The sequence below is a fragment of the Streptomyces violaceus genome, assembly GCF_036014075.1.
In the GTDB taxonomy this organism is placed as follows: domain Bacteria; phylum Actinomycetota; class Actinomycetes; order Streptomycetales; family Streptomycetaceae; genus Streptomyces; species Streptomyces violaceus.
Genome location: NZ_CP107911.1, coordinates 8,064,067 through 8,084,382, shown reverse-complemented (window position 1 = coordinate 8,084,382; position 20,316 = coordinate 8,064,067). Strand labels below are relative to the sequence as shown.

Sequence of the window (20,316 nt, the reverse complement as noted above, 5' to 3'; positions counted from 1 at the left end):
CCGCCGCCTGTAACGAGCGGAGGCGGAGATGAAAGCGTCGATACGGCGGTCCGCGATCTTCGCAAGCGCGGCTGCTCTTGTGATTGCCGTCTGCGGTTCGACGGGCACTGCCCGCGCAGAGCCGGGCGATGGTGAGCTCCAGTTCGGCTACGTCCTGCCGGAAACGGGACAGCTTGCCTACCTCGGCCCGCCCCAGATCGAATCGCTGAAGTTCGCGATACAGAAGATCAACGACGCCGGCGGGGTCCTGGGCAAGCCCGTGCCGACTGTGGTCTCCAGTGACGAGGCGGGCCAGGAGGCCGTTGCCGCACAGTCGGCGGACCGGGTCCTCGCGGCAGGCGTGGACGCGATCGTAGGCGCCGCGGCTTCCGGCATGTCGCTGGCGTTCATCGACCGGGTGACCGGAGCGGGCGTCGTGCAGTGCTCGGGGTCGAACACCGCTCCCACCTTCACCGACTACGAGGACGACGGCTACTACTTCCGTACCGTCCCGAGCGACTCGTTGCAGGGGCCCATCCTGGCGGATGTCGTCCGTGACGACGGCCACGACCGGGTGGCCCTGGTCGCACGGGCGGACGACTACGGACGCGGCCTGATGGAGGCCACCCGCAAGACGCTGGAGGAGCGCGGTGCGACGGTGACGCTCGCCGAGACCTACGACCCGAAGGCGACCAACTTCGACCAGGTCGTCCAGCAGGTGGAGAACTCCAGGCCGGACGCCGCCGTGGTGATCGCCTTCGAGGAAGGCACCCAGATCCTGCAGGGCATGATCGAGAACGGACTCGGGCCCGACCGGATCGGCGTCTACGGCGCCGACGGACTGCGCAGCGAGGAACTGCCCTCGCTGGTCTCCCCGGGCCAGCCGGAGAGGCTCTCCGGGATGAAGGGGACCGCGCCGGCCTCGGCGGAGAACGAGCAGTATGTGAAGGAGCTGAAGGAGTTCGCGCCGAAGCTGAAGGAGCTGCAGTTCGCACCGCAGGTGTTCGACTGCACGACGACCATCGCGCTCGCCGCCGAGAAGGCGGAGTCCGACGACCCGGGCGAGTACGTGAAGGAGATGAACGGGATCACCAAGGACGGCGAGAAGTGCAACTCGTTCGCCGCCTGCAAGGAGCTCCTCGCCGACGGCAGGGACATCGACTACGACGGTGTGAGCGGGCCGCTCAACTTCACCGACACGGGCGAACCCGGCCAGGCGACGATCGAGGTGTACGGCTACAACGACGAGGGGAAGCTGCAGACCCTGCGTACCGAGACCAGCACGGCCGAGGAGTGACCGGGAGGACCGACAGCAGGGGTCAACGCACGCGGGCGAGCGTGCCGAGGTAGAGCTCGATCACCTTCTCGTCGTGCAGCAGGGCCGTACCCGTGCCGGTGTACGCGTTGCGGCCCTGGTCGAGGACGTAGCCGCGGTCGCAGAACTGCAGGCACCTGCGGGCGTTCTGCTCGACCATGAGCACGGCGACGCCCGCGCTGTTGATCATTCTGCACCGGTCGAAGACGTGGTCCTGATGGAGCGGTGACAGTCCGGCCGACGGCTCGTCGAGCAGCAGCAGCTGCGGCTCCATCATCAGCGCGCGGGCCATCGCGAGCATCTGGCGCTCGCCGCCGGACATCGCGCCGGCCTTCTGCTTGCGGCGGTCGGCCAGCACGGGGAAGAGCTCCTCGACCGCCGCGACCCGCCGCGCGTGGTCCTTGGGCCGCAGATACACGCCCATCCGCAGGTTCTCCTCGACGGTCAGCGGGGGAAACACGTTCTGCAGCTGCGGCACGTAGCCCACGCCCCGCCGGACCAGCTCGTGCGCGGGCCGGCCGGTCACGTCCTCGCCGCGCAGCCGCACGGTCCCGCCGCGCACCCGCAGCAGCCCGAAGACGGCCTTGACCAGCGTCGACTTGCCGGCGCCGTTGGGACCGATCACGCCGACCACCTCGCCCGGCCGCACCTCGACGCTGCATCCGCGCAGCACGTCGACGCCGGGGACATAGCCGGCGACGATGTCGTCGGCCGCCAGCACCGGTGCCTGCTCCTCGGCAAACATCGCTACTCCTCCTTCCTCTTCTCCCTCCCCTTCTCCTGCTCCTCGGTCGCATCCGGCTCGTCGTGCCGCTTGCCCAGGTAGGCGTCCACGACGGCGGCGTTCCGGCCGATCGTGTGCGGTGGGCCCTCGGCCACCAAGCGGCCGTCGGCCATGACGGCCACCCAGTCGCTGATGCCCATCACCACGTCCATGTCGTGCTCGACGAAGCACACCGTCAGCCCCTCGTCGCGCAACCGCGTGATGTGTCCGAGCAGCGACTGGGTCAGCGCGGGGTTCACCCCGGCCATCGGCTCGTCGAGCAGGAGCATGACCGGCCGGGTCATCAGCGCGCGGGCCAGTTCCAGCAGTTTGCGCTGGCCGCCGGAGAGCGTGCCGGCATGGTCGTCGCGCAGGGGCCCGAGCCGGAACCGGTCCAGCAGTTCGTCGGCCCGGCGCTCGAACTCCCGCTCCTGCCCGCGCCACAGCGGTCGCAGCAGCGCGGGCAGCACCTGCTCGCCGCGTTGCCCGGGCGCGGCGAGCAGCAGGTTCTCCAGCACCGTGAGCCGGGCGAGCGCCCTGGAGAGCTGGAACGTACGGACCATTCCGCGACGCGCCACCCGGTGCGCCGGGGCGCCGGTGAGCGGCTGTCCGTCGAACGACCAACGGCCGCCGTCGGCCCGGTCGAACCCGCTCACCACGTTGAACAACGTGGTCTTGCCGGCGCCGTTGGGCCCGATGAGCGCCGTGATGGCCCCGCGCTGCACCTCCAGGTGCTCGACCCGCACGGCGACGAGGCCGCCGAAGGTGCGGGTCACCTGGTCCAGGACCAGCAGAGGATCGGGCTTGCGGACCCCCGGCTCGGGATCGATCGCGGAGAGCCGGCCCGGGTGGGACACGGCAGGGTCAGCGGCCACTGAGCAGCATCTCCTTCCGGCTGCCGAGGATGCCCTGTGGCCGGAACGCGACCAGCAGGATCAGGGCGACCCCGACCAGGGCGAAGCGCACCGCGCCGACCTCCGACGTGCTGATGAGGTCCGGCGAGATGTACTCGGCGTCGATGGCCTGGCGGAGCGCGCTGTCGAGGAAGCTGAGGACGAACCAGAACAGGATCGAGCCGACGACCGGCCCGAGGATCCGCCCGGCACCTCCGAGCACGAGCAGCGTGTACAGGAAGAACGTGACGGCCGGGTCGTAGTTGTCCGGGTTCACGGACTGCACCTGGATCGCCTGCATCATGCCCGCGACCGCCCCGATGACGCCGCCGAGCACGAGGCTCTGCATCTTGTACGCGTAGACGTTCTTGCCGAGGCTGCGCGCGGCGACCTCGTCATCACGGATCGACCGGATGACACGGCCCCACGGGCTGTGGATCAGCAGGGCGAGCAGACTTCCGACCACGAGCACCAGCGCCCATCCGACGATCATCACCCAGAGGTCGCGGGAGCTGTACCTCACGAGCCACACGCCGTAGGTGCCGGGCTCGATGGGGCTGAGCGCGTAGAAGTCGTTCGCGAACCGCTGCAGCCCGAACACCCCGCCGGTGACCGGCTCGGCCCAGCTGGAGCGGTAGAACAGCCGAAGCGTCTCCCCCGCCGCGATCGTGGTGATCGCGAGGTAGTCGGCGCGCAGCCGCAGGGTGGGCAGGCCGAGGAGCAGGGCCAGCACGATCGCGCAGGCGATGCCGCCCAGGACGCCGAGCCACATCGGGCCGTCGTACGTGGACACCGTGATGGCGAGCCCGTAACCGCCGACGAGCATGAATCCGACCTGGCCGAAGTTGAGCAGCCCCGTGTAGCCGAAGTGCAGGTTCAGTCCCATGGCGGCGAGGGCGTAGACGGCGGCGATGGGGCCGATTCCCGAGCGCAGAGCGTCGGAGACGATGGCCTCGAAGTCCATGGCGCACCCCTCACCCGACACGTTCGGCCCGGCCGAGGATGCCCTGCGGCCGGACGAGGAGGACGAGGATGAGGACGAGCAGCGCCCAGGCGTACTGCAGGTCGACCGGGAACCACAGGGTGGACATCTGGGCGACGATGCCGATGACGAGGCTGCCGACCATCGCACCGTAGGCGGAGCCGAGGCCGCCCAGGATGATTCCCGCGAACATGAGCAGCAGGAGCTTGAAGCCCATGTCCCAGGTGACGATCTCCACCAGGCCGAAGAAGACCCCGCCGAGCGCGGCCAGTCCGCCGGCGAGCATCCACACGAACAGCACCACCCGCTGCACATCGATGCCCGACGCCTCCGCGAGGTCCCGGTTGGCGGAGACGGCCCGCACGGCCGTGCCGATCCGCGTCTTCTGCAGAAGCGCGGCGATGCCGAGCAGCACCAGTACGGAGAGCAGGGTGACGGTGAGGTCCCGTGGGGTGATGCCGGCCGGCCCGAGGCCGATCGTGCTCTGGATGTCGTACTGGGCGTAGGAGGCGGGCCGGGTTCCGTACAGCACGAGGACGACGTGGCGCAGCAGCAGCGAGAGCCCGATGGTGACGATGAACATGTTGATCAGCCCGGTGCCCCGGGCCCGCAGCGGGCGCCAGATGCCGCGGTCGACCGCCCCGCCCAGCAGGGCGCCGAGGACCACCGCGGCGAGGGCGGCGGGAATCAGGTGCCAGCCCGGACCGGCCGCGGAGGCGTTGAGGAAGAACGCGAAGGTGGCGCCGATCGTGACGAACTCACCGTGCGCGAAGTTGATCAGGTGGATGGTGCCGAAGATCAGTGAGAGTCCGACCGATGTGATCGCGATGATCACCCCGAACTGGATGCCGTCGATCAGCGCCTGCAGGGCGCGTGCGGCGAACGTGGGGCCGCGCGGGACTTCCTCGCCCTGTGCCCACGTGGAGACCGCGGGCACCATCACGAGGACCAGGGCGAGGGTCGGTACGAGCATCCGCTGATAGCGCACGGCGATTCCGGTACGTCACGAACGTCCCTTATGTGCTCAGTGTAAGCGCAGGTAGGGACGGTGACACGGACAGTGGGCCCGGTGTGGGTCCCCACGGACATCGGAGGATGCGGGATGGGTGACAGCGGGGACCTCGCGAGTGCGTACAACGACGACAGTGTGCTCTTCCGGGTACTGCGGCACCTCGGCTGGGACAGCCTGGTCGACATCGGCTACTTCACGCTGCCCACCCTGCCGATCGTGGTCCTGGCCGGGCCGGCCCCCTTTCAGCGCCGGCTGGCTCGCCGGTCGCTGGCTCTGCTGGACGCCCGGCCCGGACAGCTCGTCCTGGACGCCGGATGCGGTCGCGGTGACACCACGGCGCGGTTGGGCGCCGCGGGATGCCGGGCGCTGGGGGTGGACATCCAGCCCGCGCAGATCGACCAGGCACGTCGCCGCTTCGGCGACAGCGCCCGTTTCGCCGTCGCCGACGCCACGGCTCTGCCGGACCGGGCAGCGGAGATCCCGCTGACGGACGGCTCCTTCGATCGGGTGCACTGCCTGGAGGCCGCCTTCCACTTCGGCCATGAGGGCCGTAGGTCATTCCTGAGCGAAAGCTTCCGGCTGCTCCGCCCAGGAGGCCGGCTCGTCCTCGTGGATGTCACTTCCCGTTCGGATCAGCCGATCGAGACCCTCGACCCGAACGGCCTCGTACGCGGGACCTGGCGCTTCGACGACATCGAGCCGTACGAGCGGTACCCGCTGAGGGCTTCCGCCGCCGGTTTCACCACACGCCGGATCCTCGACTGGACCACCCCCGTGCTCCACAGGGCAGCCCAACTCTGTGCCCTGTTCGTCGGCACCGCGTCCACCCGGGCCGGCCGCCAGGCCCTGTGCCTGCGGTGGCCCGGCCTCAGAACACTCGACGCACAGGACTGGGACGAGGTCATCGCCGTCATCCGGGCTCACCGGGCCATCGGACGCGTCACTCGCTACACGGCGTACGTCCTCGACAAACCCGCGTACGGCTTCGCCGACGTTGCCCCCGAGTAGGGCTCGACGCCCCCGCCCCCTGAGAGAACGCTCCCGAGTGCGCGCGGCGGGGCGGGGCGCTTGCCCAGCGGGCGCTCTCCTGTTTGACTCGCCGTATGACGAGTCACGGGGGACGGCGCACTCAGGCCGAACGGGACGCGGTCACCGTCGAGATCGGGTACGCGCTGTGCAGCGCGGCCTTCGCGGCGGCGGTCGTCTTCGGGGCCGTGGCCGGTCCCGCACTGCTCTTCGAGCTTCCGGACACGCTGGAGACCCTGCTGCTGCGCGCCGGGCTCGTGCTCGCGCCCGTGCTCTTCGTCGCCCGGGTCGTCAGTGTGCTGTTCCGGTTCCGGTCGGGGGCTCAGCCCAGCCAGCCCGGCCGCACCAGTCCCGACTCGTAGGCCAGAACGACCAGTTGGGCCCGGTCGCGGGCGCCGAGCTTCACCATGGTGCGGCTGACGTGAGTCTTCGCGGTGAGCGGGCTGACGACCAGACGGCGGGCGATCTCCTCGTTGGACAGGCCGATGCCGACCAGGGCCATCACCTCCCGCTCCCGCTCGGTGAGACCCGCCAGGGCGTGGGCCGCCGCGGGTTCCTTGGAGCGGGCCGCGAACTCCGCGATCAGCCGGCGCGTCACCCCCGGCGAGAGCAGTGCGTCGCCCGCGACCACCGCCCTTACCGCGCGCAGGAGTTCGTCCGGTTCGGTGTCCTTGACCAGGAAGCCGGAGGCACCCGAGCGGATCGCCTCGAAGACGTACTCGTCGAGCTCGAAGGTGGTGAGCATGACCACCTTGACGTCCTTCAGGTCGGAGTCCTCGGTGACCCGCCGGGTCGCGGCCAGGCCGTCGAGCGCGGGCATGCGGATGTCCATCAGGACGACATCGGGCCGCAGTTCACGGATCCGGCGGACGGCCTCCTCGCCGTCGGCGGCCTCCGCGGCCACCTCGATGTCCGGCTGCGCGTCGAGCAGCGCCCGGAACCCTGCCCGGACCAGTGACTGGTCGTCGGCGAGCAGTACGCGGATCACCGGTCCTCCTTGCGTCGTCCTCTGGCCCGCTGTCGGCTCACCTGCCGGACGCCGTCAGCGGCAGTACGGCGAGCACCCGGAAACCGCCGTCCGGCGGGGCCCCGCCTCGATGGTGCCACCCAGCGCGGCGGCCCGCTCCCGCATACCGACGAGCCCGTTGCCGCTGCCGCCCGCGTCGGCGCCGGTCGCGGGCCCGTCGTCGTCGACCCGCAGCCGCAGCACGTCCGCGTCGTGCGCGAGGCGCACACGCGCATGCCGCGAACCCGAGTGCCGTACGACGTTGGTCAGGGCCTCCTGGACGATCCGGAAGGCGGCGAGGTCCGTGCCGGGCGCGAGGCGCGGCGGCTCTCCTTCCACCTCGACCGTGAGACCCGCGCTCGCCGCCTGCTCCACCAGCTCGGACAGCCGGTCGAGCCCGGGCGCCGGGGCACGGGGCGCGGCGCCGGGCGCACGCAGGGCGTCGAGCACTTGGCGCACCTCGCCGAGCGCCTCTTTGCTCTGGTCCTTGATCGTGGTGAGCGCCGTGCGGGCCTGCTCGGGGTCGGTGTCGAGGAGCGCGAGGCCGACCCCCGCCTGCACATTGATCACGGAGATGCTGTGCGCCAGGACGTCGTGCAGTTCCTGCGCGATCCGCAGCCGCTCCTCGTCGGCCCGCCGCCGCTCGGCCTCGGCACGCTCGGCCCGTTCCCGGACCCACTGCTCGCGCCGGACCCGGAACAACTCCGACACCGCCGCGATCGCCACCACCCAGGTGGCAACGACGATCTCCTTGCTCCAGGAAGCAGCGGAGTCCCCCGACGGCGGCAGCCACTGATAGAGCCGGTGCGCCACCAGGACGTGCCCGGCCCAGAGCGTTCCCATCGCGGCCCACGCCGCCCAGCGGTGCCCGGCGACGATCGCGCTGAAGCACGCCAATGCGACGGTGAAGAGCACCGGCCCGTACGGATACCCGGCCCCCAGGTAGAGCATGACGGCGCCCGCCGTGCCGAAGACCACGGCCACCGGATACCGCTTCCGCCACAGCAGCAGCCCTCCGGCCACCAGCAGCAGCACACGCGCCAACGGGTCGAGCGCCGCCCGCTCGCCTTCCTGACCGTGCGCGGCGAAGTCCGAACCGACCAGCACGAATACCGTGACCGCGACGGTGGACCGCCAGGGCCACCGGGGCGCACGGTCCCCTTCCCCCCACCGGCCCCACCACGGAGGCCCGTGGCGCCACCACTGCGGCGGGCCACCCCGCACGCGCTGCTCGTCCATACCGGTCACGCTAGACGCCGCCCGCCCGGAGCGGCGTCACCCAGGCGTGGTGATCACGCGTACTCCTGGGGAAGTACGGAGGCCTCTCAGTGCCTCGGACCCCAGTCGGGCTCCGGCCGGGCTCTAGGACGCCGGCCCGCGCTGCGGATACACCAGCCCCACCCCGTGGGCGAGTTGCCCCGCCGCGTGGCGGAAGAACGCCTCCCGGTCCTCCACCACCCGGTGAAACTGCCCGAACAGCTCGAAGCCGACCAGCCCGAACAGCTGGGCCCAGGCCGCGACGAGGGCCGTCACCGTCTCCGGCGGGAGATCCGGCGCGAGGTCGGCGGCCATCCGCTCGGCCTCCGGGCGCAGGTCGGCCGGCAGCGACGGCTTGGCCAGCCCCGGGCCGCGGTAGGCGTCGCGCACGATGCCGAAGAACAGCAGGCCGACACGGGAGGCGGCCGGGACGGTGGTCTCGGGGGCGGTGTAGCCGGGGACGGGCGATCCGTAGATGAGCGCGTACTCGTGCGGTCGCTCCAGCGCCCAGCCCCGCACCGCCTCGCACACGGCCAGCCAGCGCTGCGGCGGCCCGGCGTCGGCGGCCGCGTCGCGGGCCGCCTCGGCGGACTCGCCGAGGGAGTCGTAGGCGTCGATGATGAGTGCGGTCAGCAGGTCGTCACGGCTGGGGAAGTAGCGGTACAGCGCGGAGGAGACCATGCCGAGCTCACGGGCCACGGCCCGCAGGGAGAGCCTGGCGGCGCCCTCGGCCGCGAGCTGTCTGCGGGCCTCGTCCTTGATGGCCGCGGTGACTTCGATCCTGGCCCGGGCACGGGCGCCGTGTGCGGTGCTCATGCGGGGAAGTGTGCCATGAAAGCAGAGCAGTGCACACAAACGAGAGCAGCGCTCTTGCTTTGGAGCACCGATCTCGGGCAGACTGAAACCCAGCGATAGAGAGCAGCGCTCACAAAAGAGAGCAGCGCTCACTCGCCGACAACGACGAGAGCACCGCTCCATCGAACAGAGACCAGGGGGACCCCATGTCCACACACGTCCAGAAGCCCGGCTGGGTCACCGTCAACGTCCTCAACCGCTTCGTGGCCTGGATGACCCGCCGCGGCATCAGCGTCTGGGGCTCCCGTGTCCTCGCCGTCCGCGGCCGCAAGAGCGGCCAGTGGCGCACCACCCCGGTCAACCTGCTGACCCTGGACGGCCGGCAGTACCTGGTGGCGCCCCGCGGCCATGTCCAGTGGACGCACAACATGCGTGCCGCGGGCGGCGGCGAGCTGCACCTCGGCAAGCGCGTGGAGACGTTCACCGCGACCGAGGTGGCCGACGACGACAAGACCCCGATCCTGCGCGCCTACCTCAAGCGCTGGAAGGCGGAGGTCGGGGTCTTCTTCAACGGAGTGGGGCCGGACTCCCCGGGCGACGAGCTGCGCCGCATCGCCCCCGACCACCCGGTCTTCGAGATCACGGTGACGAGCTGACCTCGCCGCTCGTCGTGGGACGGCGGTCCACCGCCGTCAGCGCCCGCTGGGCCATGGGATGGGTGCGGACGATCTCACCCAGCGACGTCGCGCCCCGCGTGATGTCCTTGAAGCCCTTCCAGGCCGGGCGGAATGTCATCAGGGCCGCGTGGAACAGACCGGGTCGACGCTCGAACGCCGTCAGCATCCGCTTGCCGACGCTCATCTCCACGCCGAGCCCGGCCTTGACCGCGAACGCGTAGTTGAGGGCCTGCCGGCGGGTGTCCACCGCGTCGTGCGCCTCGGCGATCCGCACCGCCCACTCCCCCGCGAGCCGGCCGGACCGCAGCGCGAAGGAGATGCCTTCACGGGTCCACGGCTCCAGCAGCCCCGCCGCGTCGCCGCAGACCAGCACCCGGCCGCGCGACAGCGGCGAGTCGTCGGCCCGGCAGCGGGTCAAGTGCCCGGAGGAGATGCTCGGTTCGAAGCCGGCGAGGCCCAGCCGCCCGATGAATTCCTCCAAGTACCGCTTGGTCGCGGCACCTTCGCCCCTGGCCGAGATCACCCCGACCGTCAGGGTGTCGCCCTTGGGAAAGACCCAGCCGTAACTGCCGGGAATCGGACCCCAGTCGATGAGCACCCGCCCCTTCCAGTCCTCGGCGACGGTCTCCGGCACCGGGATCTCCGCCTCCAGACCGAGATCGACCTGGTCGACCTTGACCCCGACATGCGCCCCTATGCGGCTGGCGCTGCCGTCCGCCCCGACAACGGACCGCGCGAGCAGGACCTCGCCGCCCTGCAGGACGACGGCGACCGTGCGCCGGTCCGGCACCTCCGAGCCGTGCTGCTCGACCCGCTGGACGGTGACGCCCGTACGCAGTTCGGCGCCCGCCTTCTGCGCGTGCTCGACGAGCTGCTGGTCGAACTCGGGCCGGTTGATCAGCCCGAACAGCATCTGCTTGGACCGGCGGGTCCGCGTGAAGCGGCCGTTGTGCGAGAACGTCACCGCGTGCACCCGGTCCTTGAGCGGCAACTCGAAGCCGGGCGGGAGGGCGTCGCGCGAGGGGCCGATGATGCCACCGCCGCACGTCTTGTACCGCGGCAGTTCCGCCTTCTCCAGCACCAGCACGCGTCTCCCGGCGACCGCCGCCGCGTACGCGGCCGAAGCTCCCGCGGGTCCCGCACCCACCACGACGACGTCCCACACCTGCCGCACGTCGTCCGCCGAAGAGTTCTCGCTGCTCACGATGGTCTATTGCTCCCGATCAAGCCGCCTGCCCTGCTGTCTCCCGCATCCTACGGCGGACCTGGTCACAGCCCGCTGTGGGAGGATCTACAGCACTCACTGCTTCAACGTCGCACCCACAAGGAGCGTGCCCATGTCGTCGAATCCGGTCGCCGAGACCGTCGCCTCGCTGATGCCGAAGGCGATGGTGGAGCTCACCGAACTGGTGGCCTTCCGGTCGGTGGCGGACTTCGACCAGTTCCCGAGGAGTGAGAGCGAGGGCGCCGCCCGCTGGGTCGCGGACGCGCTCGCCGCCGAGGGCTTCCAGGACGTGGCCCTGCTCGACACGCCCGACGGCACCCAGTCGGTCTACGGCTACCTCCCCGGCCCCGCGGGTGCGAAGACCGTCCTGCTCTACGCCCACTACGACGTGCAGCCGCCGCTGGACGAGGCCGCCTGGACGACCCCGCCGTTCGAGCTGACCGAGCGGGACGGGCGCTGGTACGGGCGTGGGTCCGCCGACTGCAAGGGCGGTGTGATCATGCACCTGCTGGCGCTGCGGGCGCTGAAGGCGAACGGCGGCGTGCCCGTCCACGTCAAGGTGATCGTCGAAGGCTCGGAGGAACAGGGCACCGGCGGTCTGGAGCGGTACGCCGAGGAGCACCCGGGCCTGCTGGAGGCCGACACGATCGTCATCGGCGACGCGGGCAACTTCCGCGTCGGCCTGCCGACGGTGACCTCCACGCTGCGCGGTATGACCCTCGTCCGCGTCAGCGTCGACACGCTCGCGGGCAATCTGCACTCGGGCCAGTTCGGCGGTGCCGCGCCCGACGCGCTCGCCGCCCTGATCCGCGTCCTGGACTCGCTGCGCGCCGAGGACGGTTCGACGACCGTCGAGGGGCTCGCCGCGGACAGGGCCTGGGAGGGCTTGCAGTACGACGAGGAGCAGTTCCGGCAGGACGCCAAGGTGCTGGACGGCGTCGAGCTGATCGGGTCCGGCACGGTCGCCGACCGCATCTGGGCGCGTCCGGCCGTGACGGTCCTCGGCATCGACTGCCCGCCCGTCGTCGGCGCCACCCCGTCCGTGCAGGCGAGCGCCCGGGCGCTGATCAGCCTGCGGGTGCCGCCGGGTGTGGACGCGGCCGCGGCGACCAAGCTGCTCCAGGCGCACCTGGAGGCGCACACGCCGTGGGGCGCGCGGGTGAGCACCGAACAGATCGGCCAGGGCCAGGCCTTCCGCGCGGACACGACCAGCCCGGCCTACCAGGCCATGGCCGCGGCGATGGCGGTGGCGTACCCGGGCCAGGAGATGCAGTACGCGGGCCAGGGCGGCTCCATCCCGCTGTGCAACACCCTCGCCGCCCTCTACCCGCGTGCGGAGATCCTGCTCATCGGGCTGAGCGAGCCGGAGGCCCAGATCCACGCGGTGAACGAGAGCGTGTCCCCCGAGGAGCTGGAGCGGCTGTCGGTGGCGGAGGCGCTGTTCCTGCGTACCTACGCGGCGAGCTGACCGCTCTGCCCTCGGCAGAGGCCCTCGCCTGCGGGCGGGGGCCTTTCTACGGTCGTCCCATGGACGTCATCGAGCTTCTCCCCCGCCTGCACCTCCTGCGTTTCCCGGTCGGCCAGGCCTACCTCTGGAGCGACGGCGATGTCCGACGGCGAGGTCCTGGACGCGGGCGGCGGGGCGCACGTCATCCACGTCCCGGGACACACGCACGGCAGCATCGCGCTCCATCTCCCGGAGCACGGGGTGCTGTTCACGGGGGACACGGTCGCGGCGTCGCCCATCGACGGTACGGTGATGCCGGGTGTGCTCAACCTCGACCGTCCGGCCGTCCTCGCCGCCTGCCGCCGGCTCGCGGAGCTCGACGCGGAGGTGGCCTGCTTCGGCCACGGGGATCCGGTGACGCGGCGGGCGGCCGAGGCGCTGCGGGCCATGGCACACGCCTGAGCGGTCAGAGGCTCTCCTTCAGCTCCGCCAGCGCCGGGTCCAGGACGATATCCTCGGCGCGCGCCGCGACCGTGGGTTCCTCGGGGAAGTGGCAGGCGGTCAGATGGCCCGCGGGGCTGCCCTCGACGCGCACCAGCGGTGGTTCCTCGGAGGCGCACCTGGCCTGGGCCTTCCAGCAGCGGGTGCGGAAGCGGCAGCCGGAGGGCGGATCGATCGGTGAGGGCACATCCCCGGCCAGCCGGATGCGTTCGCGCCGCTCTGTGGCGTCCGGGTCGGCCTCGGGCACGGCGGACAGCAGCGCGTGGGTGTAGGGGTGCCGGGGCCGGGTGTAGAGCGACTCCCGGTCGGCGACCTCGACGATCTTGCCGAGGTACATCACGGCGACCCGTTCGGAGAAGTGCCGTACGACGGCCAGGTCGTGGGCGATGAAGACGAAGGCGATGCCGAACTCCCGCTGGAGGTCCTGGAGCAGGTTGACGACCTGCGCCTGGATGGAGACGTCCAGCGCGGAGACGGGCTCGTCGGCGACGATCAGCTTCGGCCGCAGGGCGAGGGCGCGGGCGATGCCGATGCGCTGGCGCTGGCCTCCGGAGAACTCGTTGGGATAGCGGTTGTAGTGCTCGGGGTTGAGGCCCACGGTCTCCAGGAGTTCCTGGGCGCGCTGTTTGTGGCCCTGGGACGGGTTGATGCCGTTGAGCCGCATCGGCGTCTCGATGATGGTGCCGACGGTGTGCCGGGGATTCAGCGACGAGTACGGGTCCTGGAAGATCATCTGGAGGTTGCGGCGGGCTTCCCGCATCCGTGCGGCGGGCCGGTGGGTGATGTCCTCGCCGTCGAACAGGACGGAACCGCCGGTGGGTTCGAGCAGCCGGGTGATCAGGCGGCCCGTGGTCGACTTCCCGCAGCCGGACTCGCCGACCAGACCCAGCGACTCGGCGGGCCCGACCGCGAAGTCGATGCCGTCGACGGCTCGTACGGCCCCGATCTGCCGCTGGAAGATGATGCCCTGCCGGAGGGGGAAGTGCTTCTGCAGACCGCGCACTTCGAGGAGGTTCTCGCCGGTGGGGCGGTCGGTGGTCTGCCCGGTGAGGGGCTGGGTGGTGCTCACGGCATGCTCCCTTTCGTCCGCCGCCGTCACTGCGCGGCCCGTGCGGCCGCGGCGCCCCGTTCGTCCGGGCCGGCTCCGCCGCGGATCTCCTGCTTGGCCTCGTCGGTGAGATGGCACGCGGCGAGTTGCCCCGCGCTGCCGGGGACGAGGCGCAGTTCGGGCCGTTCCACGGTGCACCGCCCCTCCGGCACCCAGCCCTTGTAGGCGCAGCGGGGGTTGAAGGAGCAGCCGTCCGGCAGGTTGATCAGGCTCGGCGGCGTGCCGGGGATGGGGTTCAGCCGCTCGCCGACGTCGCCGGTGAGGTGCGGCATCGATTGCAACAGGCCCCAGGTGTAGGGGTGCTGAGGCTGCTTGAGCACCTCACGGGTGGTGCCGTACTCGATCCGGCGGCCGCCGTACATCACCAGGATGTCGTCGGCGACGTCGGAGACCACGCCCAGGTCGTGCGTGATGATGACGACGGCGGAGCCGAACTCCTCCTGCAGGTCGCGGATCAGGTCGAGGATCTGCGCCTGGACGGTGACGTCCAGGGCGGTGGTGGGTTCGTCGGCGATGAGCAGGGCGGGGTCGCAGACCAGTGACATGGCGATCATGGCGCGCTGCCGCATGCCGCCGGAGAACTGGTGCGGATAGTCCCTGACGCGGAGCTCGGGCTGGGGGATGCCGACCCGCTTCAGCATCTCCACCGCCCGCTCCTTGGCCTCCCTCTTGGGGACCTTGTGGTGCACGCGGTAGGCCTCGGCGATCTGGGCGCCGACGGTGAAGAAGGGGTGCAGCGCGGACAGCGGGTCCTGGAAGATCATGGAGACCGTGCGGCCGCGCAGTTCGCGCATCTCGGCCTCGGGCAGGGAGACCAGTTCCCTGCCCTCCAGCCGGATCTCTCCGGAGACCTGGGCGCGGGTGCCCTTGTGCAGTCCGAGCAGGGCCAGCGAGGTCACCGACTTGCCGGAGCCGGACTCGCCGACGATGCCGAGGGTCCTGCCCTTCTCCAGGGTGAAGGAGACGCCGTCGACGGACTTGACGAGGCCGTCCTCGGTCGGGAAGTGCACCCTCAGGTCGCGTACGTCGAGGAAGGGTGCGGGTGCGGGCGTGACGTCCGCGGGCTGCGGTGAGGTCTGAACGGACACGGGTGTTCCTAAGGACGCTAAGGACGAGGAAGGGCTCAGGCGAGGCGTACGCGCGGGTCGACGAGGCCGTACACCAGGTCGACGACGACGTTGGCGAGGACGACGAACGTCGCGGCGAAGAGCGTGGTGCCGAGGATGACCGGCAGGTCGGAGTTCTGGACGGAGTCGACGGCGAGCTTGCCGATGCCGTTGATGCCGAAGACCGACTCGGTGATGACCGCGGAGCCGCCGATCAGGGAGCCGACGTCCATGCCGAAGATGGTGATGATCGGGGTGATGGCGGCCCGCAGCCCGTGCTTGAGGACGACGGTGACGGCCGGCAGGCCCTTGGCGCGGGCGGTGCGCATGTAGTCCTCGGCGAAGACCTCCAGCATGGAGGACCGGCTGAGCCGGGTGTACATCGCGAGGTAGACGATGACCAGGGTGGTCCACGGCAGGAGCAGCCCCTGGAACCAGCCGGACGGGTCCTCGGTGATCGGCGTGTAGCCGGAGGTCGGCAGGATCTGGAACTTGTCGACGAAGAGGTACAGCAGGAGCAGGCCGATGAAGTAGATCTGCACCGACACGCCGAACAGGGCCAGTCCGACCGCCGCCTTGTCGGCGGCCCTGCCCCTGCGGACCGCGGCGACGGTGCCGAGGCCGACGCCCAGGATCAGGAACGCGACCGCGGCGCCGAGACCGAGGGAGAGGTCCGCGGGGAAGTCCTGGAGCAGCGTGGTCAGGACCGGGGTGTCGGTCTGGAAGGAGACGCCGAGGCAGGGCGCGCCGCAGTGGATACGGACGCTCTGGTCGCCGAAGTCACGGCCGGCGACCAGCCCCTTGAGGAACTCCCAGTACTGCGTCAGATAGCCCTGGTCCAGTCCCAGCGAGTGTTTGATCTCCGCGAGGCGGGAGGGGGAGCAGGTCTTTCCGCAGGCCAGGAGTGCGGGGTCGGACGGCAGCGCGAAGAAGATGAAGAAGGTGATCGTGGTGATCACCAGCATGATCACGGCCGCTGCCAGCAGGCGTCTGATGAGGTAACGAAACATGGGGTGCCGGGACCTGACGTGAGTGGGATGCCCGCCGGCGGCCGGAACCGCCGGCGGGGTTCAGAGGAGAGGCGTCAGTGCTTGACGTAGACGTGGACCAGGCTCGGCTCGGCCAGGATCGTGTCGGGGATGACACCGCCGACCTTGGAGCCGGACATGTCGCTGAAGTTCATGTACGTCAGCGGGACCACGGCGGCGTCCTTGAGGATCTGCTGGTCCATCTGCCCGTAGGCGGCGTTGCGCTGCTTGACGTCGGTCATCGTGGCGGCCTTGTCGATCAGCGCGTTGACCTTCGGGTCGTTCAGGTACGACAGGTCCTGGTTGGCCTGCGGGTTCTTCTTGATCAGCCGGCCGTCGAAGAGGGTGGGCAGCACCGTGGAGGCGTTCGGCCAGTCGGCGATCCAGTCGCCCCAGGTCAGGTCGTACTGGTTCTTCGTGTTGTTGACGGTGCTGAAGTAGTTCGCCGCGTCGATCGGGCTGATGTTGACGTGGATGCCGATGCGCTCCAGCGCGGTCTTCACCGCGTCGGCGAAGTGCTCCTGGGTGGGGGTGTTCTCCACGGCGATCGACATGGCCGGCTTCGGGTTGCCGGCCTGCTTCATCAGCGCCTTGGCCTTGGCGAGGTTGCCGGCCGGGTTGGCGCTGTAGAGGCTGAACTTCTGGTAGCCGCCGATGCCGGGGCTCAGCATGGTGGTGGCGTAGTCGCCGTACGCGGAGCCGCCGAAGGCGCCGCGGACCGTGGTCTTGTCGACGGCGTACTCGATCGCCTGGCGGACCTTGAGGTCCTTGACGCGGGTGGTGTTGATCGCCAGGTAGTTGATGCCGGGCGCGGGGATCTTGTAGTAACGGCTCTTCAGGGACGAATCGTTTGCCAGAGAAGCCAGGTCGGATCCGGCGATCGGCCACTGCTGGATCGACGTCTGGGCGGTGCCGGCGTCGGCCTTGATCTGCTGGTCGATGGCCGACTCGTCCTGGCCGAACCTGACGTCCATCTCGTCGACGTTCTGCTGCCGGATCGGGTCGGTCGCCTGGGACCAGTTCTTGTTCCGGGTGAGGACGAGTTCCTTGTTCTTGGTGTACGACTTGATCATGTACGGGCCGTCGGACCAGACATGGGTGTCGTAGGTCGAGCCGGTGTCATGGGCCTTGGGCACGGCGGCCCAGCCGGGCATGGCGGTGGTCTCGTTGAAGTCGGCCACCGGCTGGTTCAGATGGAAGACGATGGTGTACTTGTCCGGCGTCTGGATGGAGCCGAGCTCCTTGCCCTGGTACGGGCCCTTGTAGGCGGAGCCGCCGACGAGCCACTGGCCCGCGTAGGGCGGGCCGCCGTTGATGTCGGAGGAGAAGAACCGCTCGACGCCGTACTTGATGTCCGGTGCGGTGACCTCGGTGCCGTCCTGGTACTTGACGCCGTGCCGCAGGTGGAAGGTCCAGACGGTGGCGCCCTTGCTGGGCGTTCCGGTGCCGGTGGCCAGGTCGCCGACCAGTTTCGGCGTCGAGCCCGTCTCGTCCCAGCCCGTGAGGGTCCGGACGATCTCCTCGTCCATGCTCGAACCCTCGGTCGTGTAGACGCGCTGGGGGTCGAGGTGGTCGAAGTCCGCCTTGTCGAGAATGGTCAGCGTGCCGCCCTTTCCGGGGGCGCCGCTTCCCGTCGTGCCGGAGGAACCTCCGCATGCGGTGGCCCCCAGGGCGATCACCACGGCGGAGGCCGTGAGAGCGACCGTGCGCGATCTGCGCGTGCTGCGCGTCATTGAGGAAACTCCTTCTTGCTACGGGCGCGGCGGCCGTTCGTGGGACCGCCGGGCCGATACTCGGGGGGTGGCCCGGTCAGCCGCGCCGGGCGCGGGGATCCAGGGCGTCCCGGACGCCGTCCCCGAGGAGGTTGAGCGCCAGGACCAGGAGGAAGAGCAGGACGCCCGGCACGAAGAGGTACATCGGGTCCTGGAGGAAGAACTGGGAGGCGTCCGAGAGCAGGGCTCCCCAGTCGGGGTTGGGCGGGATGACGCCGACACCCAGGTACGACAGGGCCGCCTCGGTGGTGATGTTCTGCGGGACGGCCAGCGCGAAGGAGATCAGGATCGGCGCCCACAGGTTGGGCAGCAGTTGCCGGAAGAGGATGTGCCGTCGGCCGGCGCTCATCAGCCGCGCGGCGTCGACGAACTCCCTTTCGCGCAGGGACAGTACCTGTCCGCGCACCAGGCGGGCGGTGTAGGCCCAGGCGAAGACGGCGATGTTGAGGACCAGGACGAGGAGACGGAGGTTCTCGTCGGTGCCGCCGTGGGTGTTGGTCTGCAGCGCGTTCTGGATCACCGGAGTGAGCGCGATGATGAAGAGCAGCTGCGGGAACGCCAGCATCACGTCCATGACCCGGGACAGCAGGGAGTCGACCCAGCCGCCGAAGTAGCCGGCCGCGAGACCCGCGACGACACCGACCACGGTGGACAGGACGGCCGAGGCGAAGCCCACGTACAGGGAGGTGCGCAGGCCGTAGACGATGCGGGCGAACAGGTCGTAGCCCGTACCCGGTTCGACGCCGAGCAGGTGCTGGGCGCTGATGCCGCCCAGCGATCCGTAGGGGAAGTTGCCCGTGTCCGGGTTGATCGCGTTGTTGTCGGGGGTGATCGGTCCCCAGCTGGTCAGCGCGGTGAGAACCGGCGCGAGCAGCGCGATCACGATGAACAGGACGGTCGCCACCAGGGCGGCCGTGGTGACCTTGTCCCGCCTGATTCGCCGCCAGGCCATTTGGGCCGGTGAGCGGCCGGCGACGACCGGGCCGCCGGGTCTGCTGTCCTGCGTCGACGGCTCGGTCAGCAGCGCGGTGCCGCCGCCGGCGTCGACCGGCTGGTGTTGCGTCGTCATCGTACGGACATCCCGGATCTGCCCCTGGGGCAAGGAAATTGAGTGGCGGTCGTGAGCGCCGCCGTGAGACATTGCGGACTTTCGCAATGCCGTGCGAGGCCGGTCAAGCCGCGCAGGGGCCAGAAAAGGGATTGTTTGCGGTCATGGAAAAGTGTTGACGAGAGCGGGGAATGTGATTAGCCCCCGCGTGAAGGAATGAGGGAGATCCCTTGGGCAGTGATTGGCATTGCCTCCGGGTACGTTTCCTTTTGCTTTTCCCTCGGAATCCCCCGCGCCGGGTAAAGGGCACGACCACGGACCCCGGCTCAGCCGACCGGCACCCCGGCCTCCAGGTAGAACGCCGCTCCGCGTTCGCGCGCCCTCAGGGCCCAGCGCAGCCGCTCGTAGCGCACCGGTGGCAGCAGATCGGCCGCCTCCTCCTCGGTGACGAACCGCCAGTCGCGCAGCTCCGGCCCGGGCAGCACCAGCCGGCCGGCCTCCGCGGAGTGGAGGAGACCGCCGTCGAAGAGGAGCCTCAGGCCGCCGTACCCGGGGGGCGCGGGACGCTCCCAGTCCACGACGAGCAGGCTCGGTACCTCGTCGAGGCGTATGCCGGTCTCCTCGGCGACCTCCCGCACACCGGCGCGCGCGGGCGCCTCACCGGGCTCGACGACCCCGCCGGGGAACTCCCAGCCGGCCTTGTAGGTGGGGTCGACGAGCAGCACCCGGTCCTGCTCGTCGAAGAGGAGCACACCGGCGGCGAGCGTCTCGGCGGTGGGCTCGGGCGTCTGCACGATGTCGCAGACGGGCACGGAGCCGCTGTGCACGGCGTCGGCGATGCGCGCGGCGGTCTCGTACGGCGTGAGGTCACTGGTGTCGACCGGGTGCGCGTCCGCGGTGAGCCAGGAGGCGAGCGCGGCCCGGTACGGCTCGATGTGGTCGGAGGACCACTGGCGTATTCGTATCTCGCCGTCGGGGAGGTCCCGCGGAACCTCGCGGCCCGCTATGCGCTCCCGCAGTATCGTTTCGGCCGGAGCGAGCAGGATGTGGCTGACCGGAATCCTGCGCGCGGCCAGGCCGCCGAAGATCTCGTCGCGGTACTCCTGCCGCAGCAGCGTCATCGGGACGACCAGGGTTCCGCCGAGCTCGGCGAGCATCGCGGCCGCCGTGTCGATCACGAGCCGTCGCCAGATCGGCAGGTCCTGGAAGTCGCCGACCTCGGCGAGGCGCTTGGGCGGCAGCAGATACCGCAGCGCTCCGCCGATGACCTCGGGGTCGAAGAGCGTGCTGTTCGGGATCAGTTCGATCAGTTCCTGTGCGGTGGTGGTCTTCCCCGCACCGAACGCGCCGTTGATCCAGACGACGGTCACAGGTCC

The 20,316-nt window shown here is 70.3% G+C and carries 18 protein-coding genes and 2 pseudogenes; 6 read left to right on the top strand and 14 right to left on the bottom strand.

The genetic code is table 11. The annotated features are described in order from the left end of the window. Window positions 1–28: 28 nt before the first annotated feature. On the top strand, window positions 29–1,276 hold the full coding sequence (locus OG542_RS36450) for an ABC transporter substrate-binding protein (RefSeq protein WP_328416575.1): 1,248 nt from the start codon (window positions 29–31) through the stop codon (window positions 1,274–1,276). A 22-nt stretch (window positions 1,277–1,298) separates the two neighbouring features. Here the strand turns inward: OG542_RS36450 and OG542_RS36445 are convergent, their stop codons facing one another. From OG542_RS36445 to OG542_RS36430, 4 genes are read right to left on the bottom strand one after another with little or no spacing between them, the layout of a single operon-like run. Further along, the gene (locus OG542_RS36445; RefSeq protein ID WP_311129870.1) at window positions 1,299–2,039 is read right to left on the bottom strand and encodes an ABC transporter ATP-binding protein; all 741 of its coding nucleotides are present in this window, start codon (window positions 2,037–2,039) and stop codon (window positions 1,299–1,301) included. 2 nt (window positions 2,040–2,041) lie between these two features. Beyond that, on the bottom strand, window positions 2,042–2,932 hold the full coding sequence (locus OG542_RS36440) for an ABC transporter ATP-binding protein (protein ID WP_328416571.1): 891 nt from the start codon (window positions 2,930–2,932) through the stop codon (window positions 2,042–2,044). Next, entirely contained in the window at window positions 2,922–3,914 is a 993-nt protein-coding gene (locus OG542_RS36435) for a branched-chain amino acid ABC transporter permease (protein WP_184595201.1), read from the bottom strand. The genes OG542_RS36440 and OG542_RS36435 overlap by 11 nt, the downstream gene beginning before the upstream one ends. Window positions 3,915–3,924: 10 nt before the next feature. Then, window positions 3,925–4,920: a branched-chain amino acid ABC transporter permease gene (locus OG542_RS36430; protein ID WP_328416569.1), complete on the bottom strand. Its 996-nt coding sequence runs from the start codon at window positions 4,918–4,920 to the stop codon at window positions 3,925–3,927. Between the two features lie 114 nt (window positions 4,921–5,034). Here OG542_RS36430 and OG542_RS36425 point away from each other — a divergent pair, with 114 nt between their 5' ends. Together OG542_RS36425 and OG542_RS36420 are read left to right on the top strand one after the other, a co-directional pair. Next, window positions 5,035–5,952, top strand: a complete 918-nt coding sequence (locus tag OG542_RS36425; RefSeq protein ID WP_328416568.1) for a class I SAM-dependent methyltransferase — start codon at window positions 5,035–5,037, stop codon at window positions 5,950–5,952. A 95-nt stretch (window positions 5,953–6,047) separates the two neighbouring features. Continuing rightward, window positions 6,048–6,332, top strand: a complete 285-nt coding sequence (locus tag OG542_RS36420) for a DUF6332 family protein (protein WP_184595197.1) — start codon at window positions 6,048–6,050, stop codon at window positions 6,330–6,332. Here the strand turns inward: OG542_RS36420 and OG542_RS36415 are convergent. The 3 genes and pseudogenes from OG542_RS36415 to OG542_RS36405 all read right to left on the bottom strand — a co-directional run bounded on the left by OG542_RS36415 (window position 6,293) and on the right by OG542_RS36405 (window position 9,049). After that, window positions 6,293–6,958, bottom strand: coding sequence for a response regulator transcription factor (locus tag OG542_RS36415; protein WP_328416566.1), 666 nt, complete (start codon window positions 6,956–6,958; stop codon window positions 6,293–6,295). The two genes, OG542_RS36420 and OG542_RS36415, sit on opposite strands and share 40 nt — an antisense overlap. 37 nt (window positions 6,959–6,995) lie before the next feature. Then, window positions 6,996–8,215 (bottom strand): annotated as a pseudogene (locus tag OG542_RS36410) (sensor histidine kinase). Between the two features lie 123 nt (window positions 8,216–8,338). Further along, window positions 8,339–9,049: a TetR/AcrR family transcriptional regulator gene (locus OG542_RS36405; protein WP_328416564.1), complete on the bottom strand. Its 711-nt coding sequence runs from the start codon at window positions 9,047–9,049 to the stop codon at window positions 8,339–8,341. A gap of 185 nt (window positions 9,050–9,234) precedes the next feature. On the opposite strand from OG542_RS36405, the gene OG542_RS36400 reads away from it, so the two are divergent. Beyond that, window positions 9,235–9,684 carry a nitroreductase family deazaflavin-dependent oxidoreductase gene (locus tag OG542_RS36400; RefSeq protein ID WP_328416562.1) on the top strand — a complete coding sequence of 150 codons (450 nt, stop codon included), beginning with the start codon at window positions 9,235–9,237 and terminating at the stop codon, window positions 9,682–9,684. On the opposite strand, the gene OG542_RS36395 is transcribed toward OG542_RS36400, so the two are convergent. Beyond that, complete coding sequence (locus OG542_RS36395; protein WP_311129877.1) at window positions 9,668–10,909, bottom strand: geranylgeranyl reductase family protein; 1,242 nt, start codon at window positions 10,907–10,909, stop codon at window positions 9,668–9,670. The two genes, OG542_RS36400 and OG542_RS36395, sit on opposite strands and share 17 nt — an antisense overlap. 133 nt (window positions 10,910–11,042) lie before the next feature. On the opposite strand from OG542_RS36395, the gene OG542_RS36390 reads away from it, so the two are divergent. Together OG542_RS36390 and OG542_RS36385 are read left to right on the top strand one after the other, a co-directional pair. After that, on the top strand, window positions 11,043–12,398 hold the full coding sequence (locus OG542_RS36390; RefSeq protein WP_328416558.1) for a dipeptidase: 1,356 nt from the start codon (window positions 11,043–11,045) through the stop codon (window positions 12,396–12,398). 132 nt (window positions 12,399–12,530) lie between these two features. Then, window positions 12,531–12,839, top strand: a pseudogene (locus OG542_RS36385) (MBL fold metallo-hydrolase); the annotation flags it as partial. A 4-nt stretch (window positions 12,840–12,843) separates the two neighbouring features. Here the strand turns inward: OG542_RS36385 and OG542_RS36380 are convergent. The 6 genes from OG542_RS36380 to OG542_RS36355 all read right to left on the bottom strand — a co-directional run bounded on the left by OG542_RS36380 (window position 12,844) and on the right by OG542_RS36355 (window position 20,310). Next, window positions 12,844–13,947 carry an ABC transporter ATP-binding protein gene (locus OG542_RS36380; RefSeq protein ID WP_328416556.1) on the bottom strand — a complete coding sequence of 368 codons (1,104 nt, stop codon included), beginning with the start codon at window positions 13,945–13,947 and terminating at the stop codon, window positions 12,844–12,846. Window positions 13,948–13,973: 26 nt separating this feature from the next. Beyond that, a complete protein-coding gene (locus OG542_RS36375) occupies window positions 13,974–15,074 on the bottom strand; it encodes an ABC transporter ATP-binding protein (RefSeq protein ID WP_328416554.1) in 1,101 nt (366 codons plus the stop codon). Between the two features lie 35 nt (window positions 15,075–15,109). Further along, window positions 15,110–16,102: an ABC transporter permease gene (locus tag OG542_RS36370; RefSeq protein WP_328416552.1), complete on the bottom strand. Its 993-nt coding sequence runs from the start codon at window positions 16,100–16,102 to the stop codon at window positions 15,110–15,112. A 74-nt stretch (window positions 16,103–16,176) separates the two neighbouring features. Continuing rightward, window positions 16,177–17,853 carry an ABC transporter substrate-binding protein gene (locus OG542_RS36365; protein ID WP_328416550.1) on the bottom strand — a complete coding sequence of 559 codons (1,677 nt, stop codon included), beginning with the start codon at window positions 17,851–17,853 and terminating at the stop codon, window positions 16,177–16,179. A gap of 76 nt (window positions 17,854–17,929) precedes the next feature. After that, complete coding sequence (locus tag OG542_RS36360) at window positions 17,930–18,961, bottom strand: ABC transporter permease (RefSeq protein ID WP_311129883.1); 1,032 nt, start codon at window positions 18,959–18,961, stop codon at window positions 17,930–17,932. 305 nt (window positions 18,962–19,266) lie between these two features. Continuing rightward, entirely contained in the window at window positions 19,267–20,310 is a 1,044-nt protein-coding gene (locus OG542_RS36355) for an NUDIX hydrolase (RefSeq protein ID WP_328416547.1), read from the bottom strand. Window positions 20,311–20,316 lie beyond the last annotated feature (6 nt).

Excerpts from the sequence above, each read along its gene's own strand:
- OG542_RS36450 (WP_328416575.1), top strand. The coding sequence starts at position 29 with ATGAAAGCGTCGATACGGCGGTCCGCGATCTTCGCAAGCGCGGCTGCT.
- OG542_RS36445 (WP_311129870.1), bottom strand. The coding sequence starts at position 2,039 with ATGTTTGCCGAGGAGCAGGCACCGGTGCTGGCGGCCGACGACATCGTC.
- OG542_RS36435 (WP_184595201.1), bottom strand. The coding sequence starts at position 3,914 with ATGGACTTCGAGGCCATCGTCTCCGACGCTCTGCGCTCGGGAATCGGC.
- OG542_RS36425 (WP_328416568.1), top strand. The coding sequence starts at position 5,035 with ATGGGTGACAGCGGGGACCTCGCGAGTGCGTACAACGACGACAGTGTG.
- OG542_RS36420 (WP_184595197.1), top strand. The coding sequence starts at position 6,048 with ATGACGAGTCACGGGGGACGGCGCACTCAGGCCGAACGGGACGCGGTC.
- OG542_RS36405 (WP_328416564.1), bottom strand. The coding sequence starts at position 9,049 with ATGAGCACCGCACACGGCGCCCGTGCCCGGGCCAGGATCGAAGTCACC.
- OG542_RS36400 (WP_328416562.1), top strand. The coding sequence starts at position 9,235 with ATGTCCACACACGTCCAGAAGCCCGGCTGGGTCACCGTCAACGTCCTC.
- OG542_RS36390 (WP_328416558.1), top strand. The coding sequence starts at position 11,043 with ATGTCGTCGAATCCGGTCGCCGAGACCGTCGCCTCGCTGATGCCGAAG.
- OG542_RS36370 (WP_328416552.1), bottom strand. The coding sequence starts at position 16,102 with ATGTTTCGTTACCTCATCAGACGCCTGCTGGCAGCGGCCGTGATCATG.
- OG542_RS36365 (WP_328416550.1), bottom strand. The coding sequence starts at position 17,853 with ATGACGCGCAGCACGCGCAGATCGCGCACGGTCGCTCTCACGGCCTCC.
- OG542_RS36360 (WP_311129883.1), bottom strand. The coding sequence starts at position 18,961 with ATGACGACGCAACACCAGCCGGTCGACGCCGGCGGCGGCACCGCGCTG.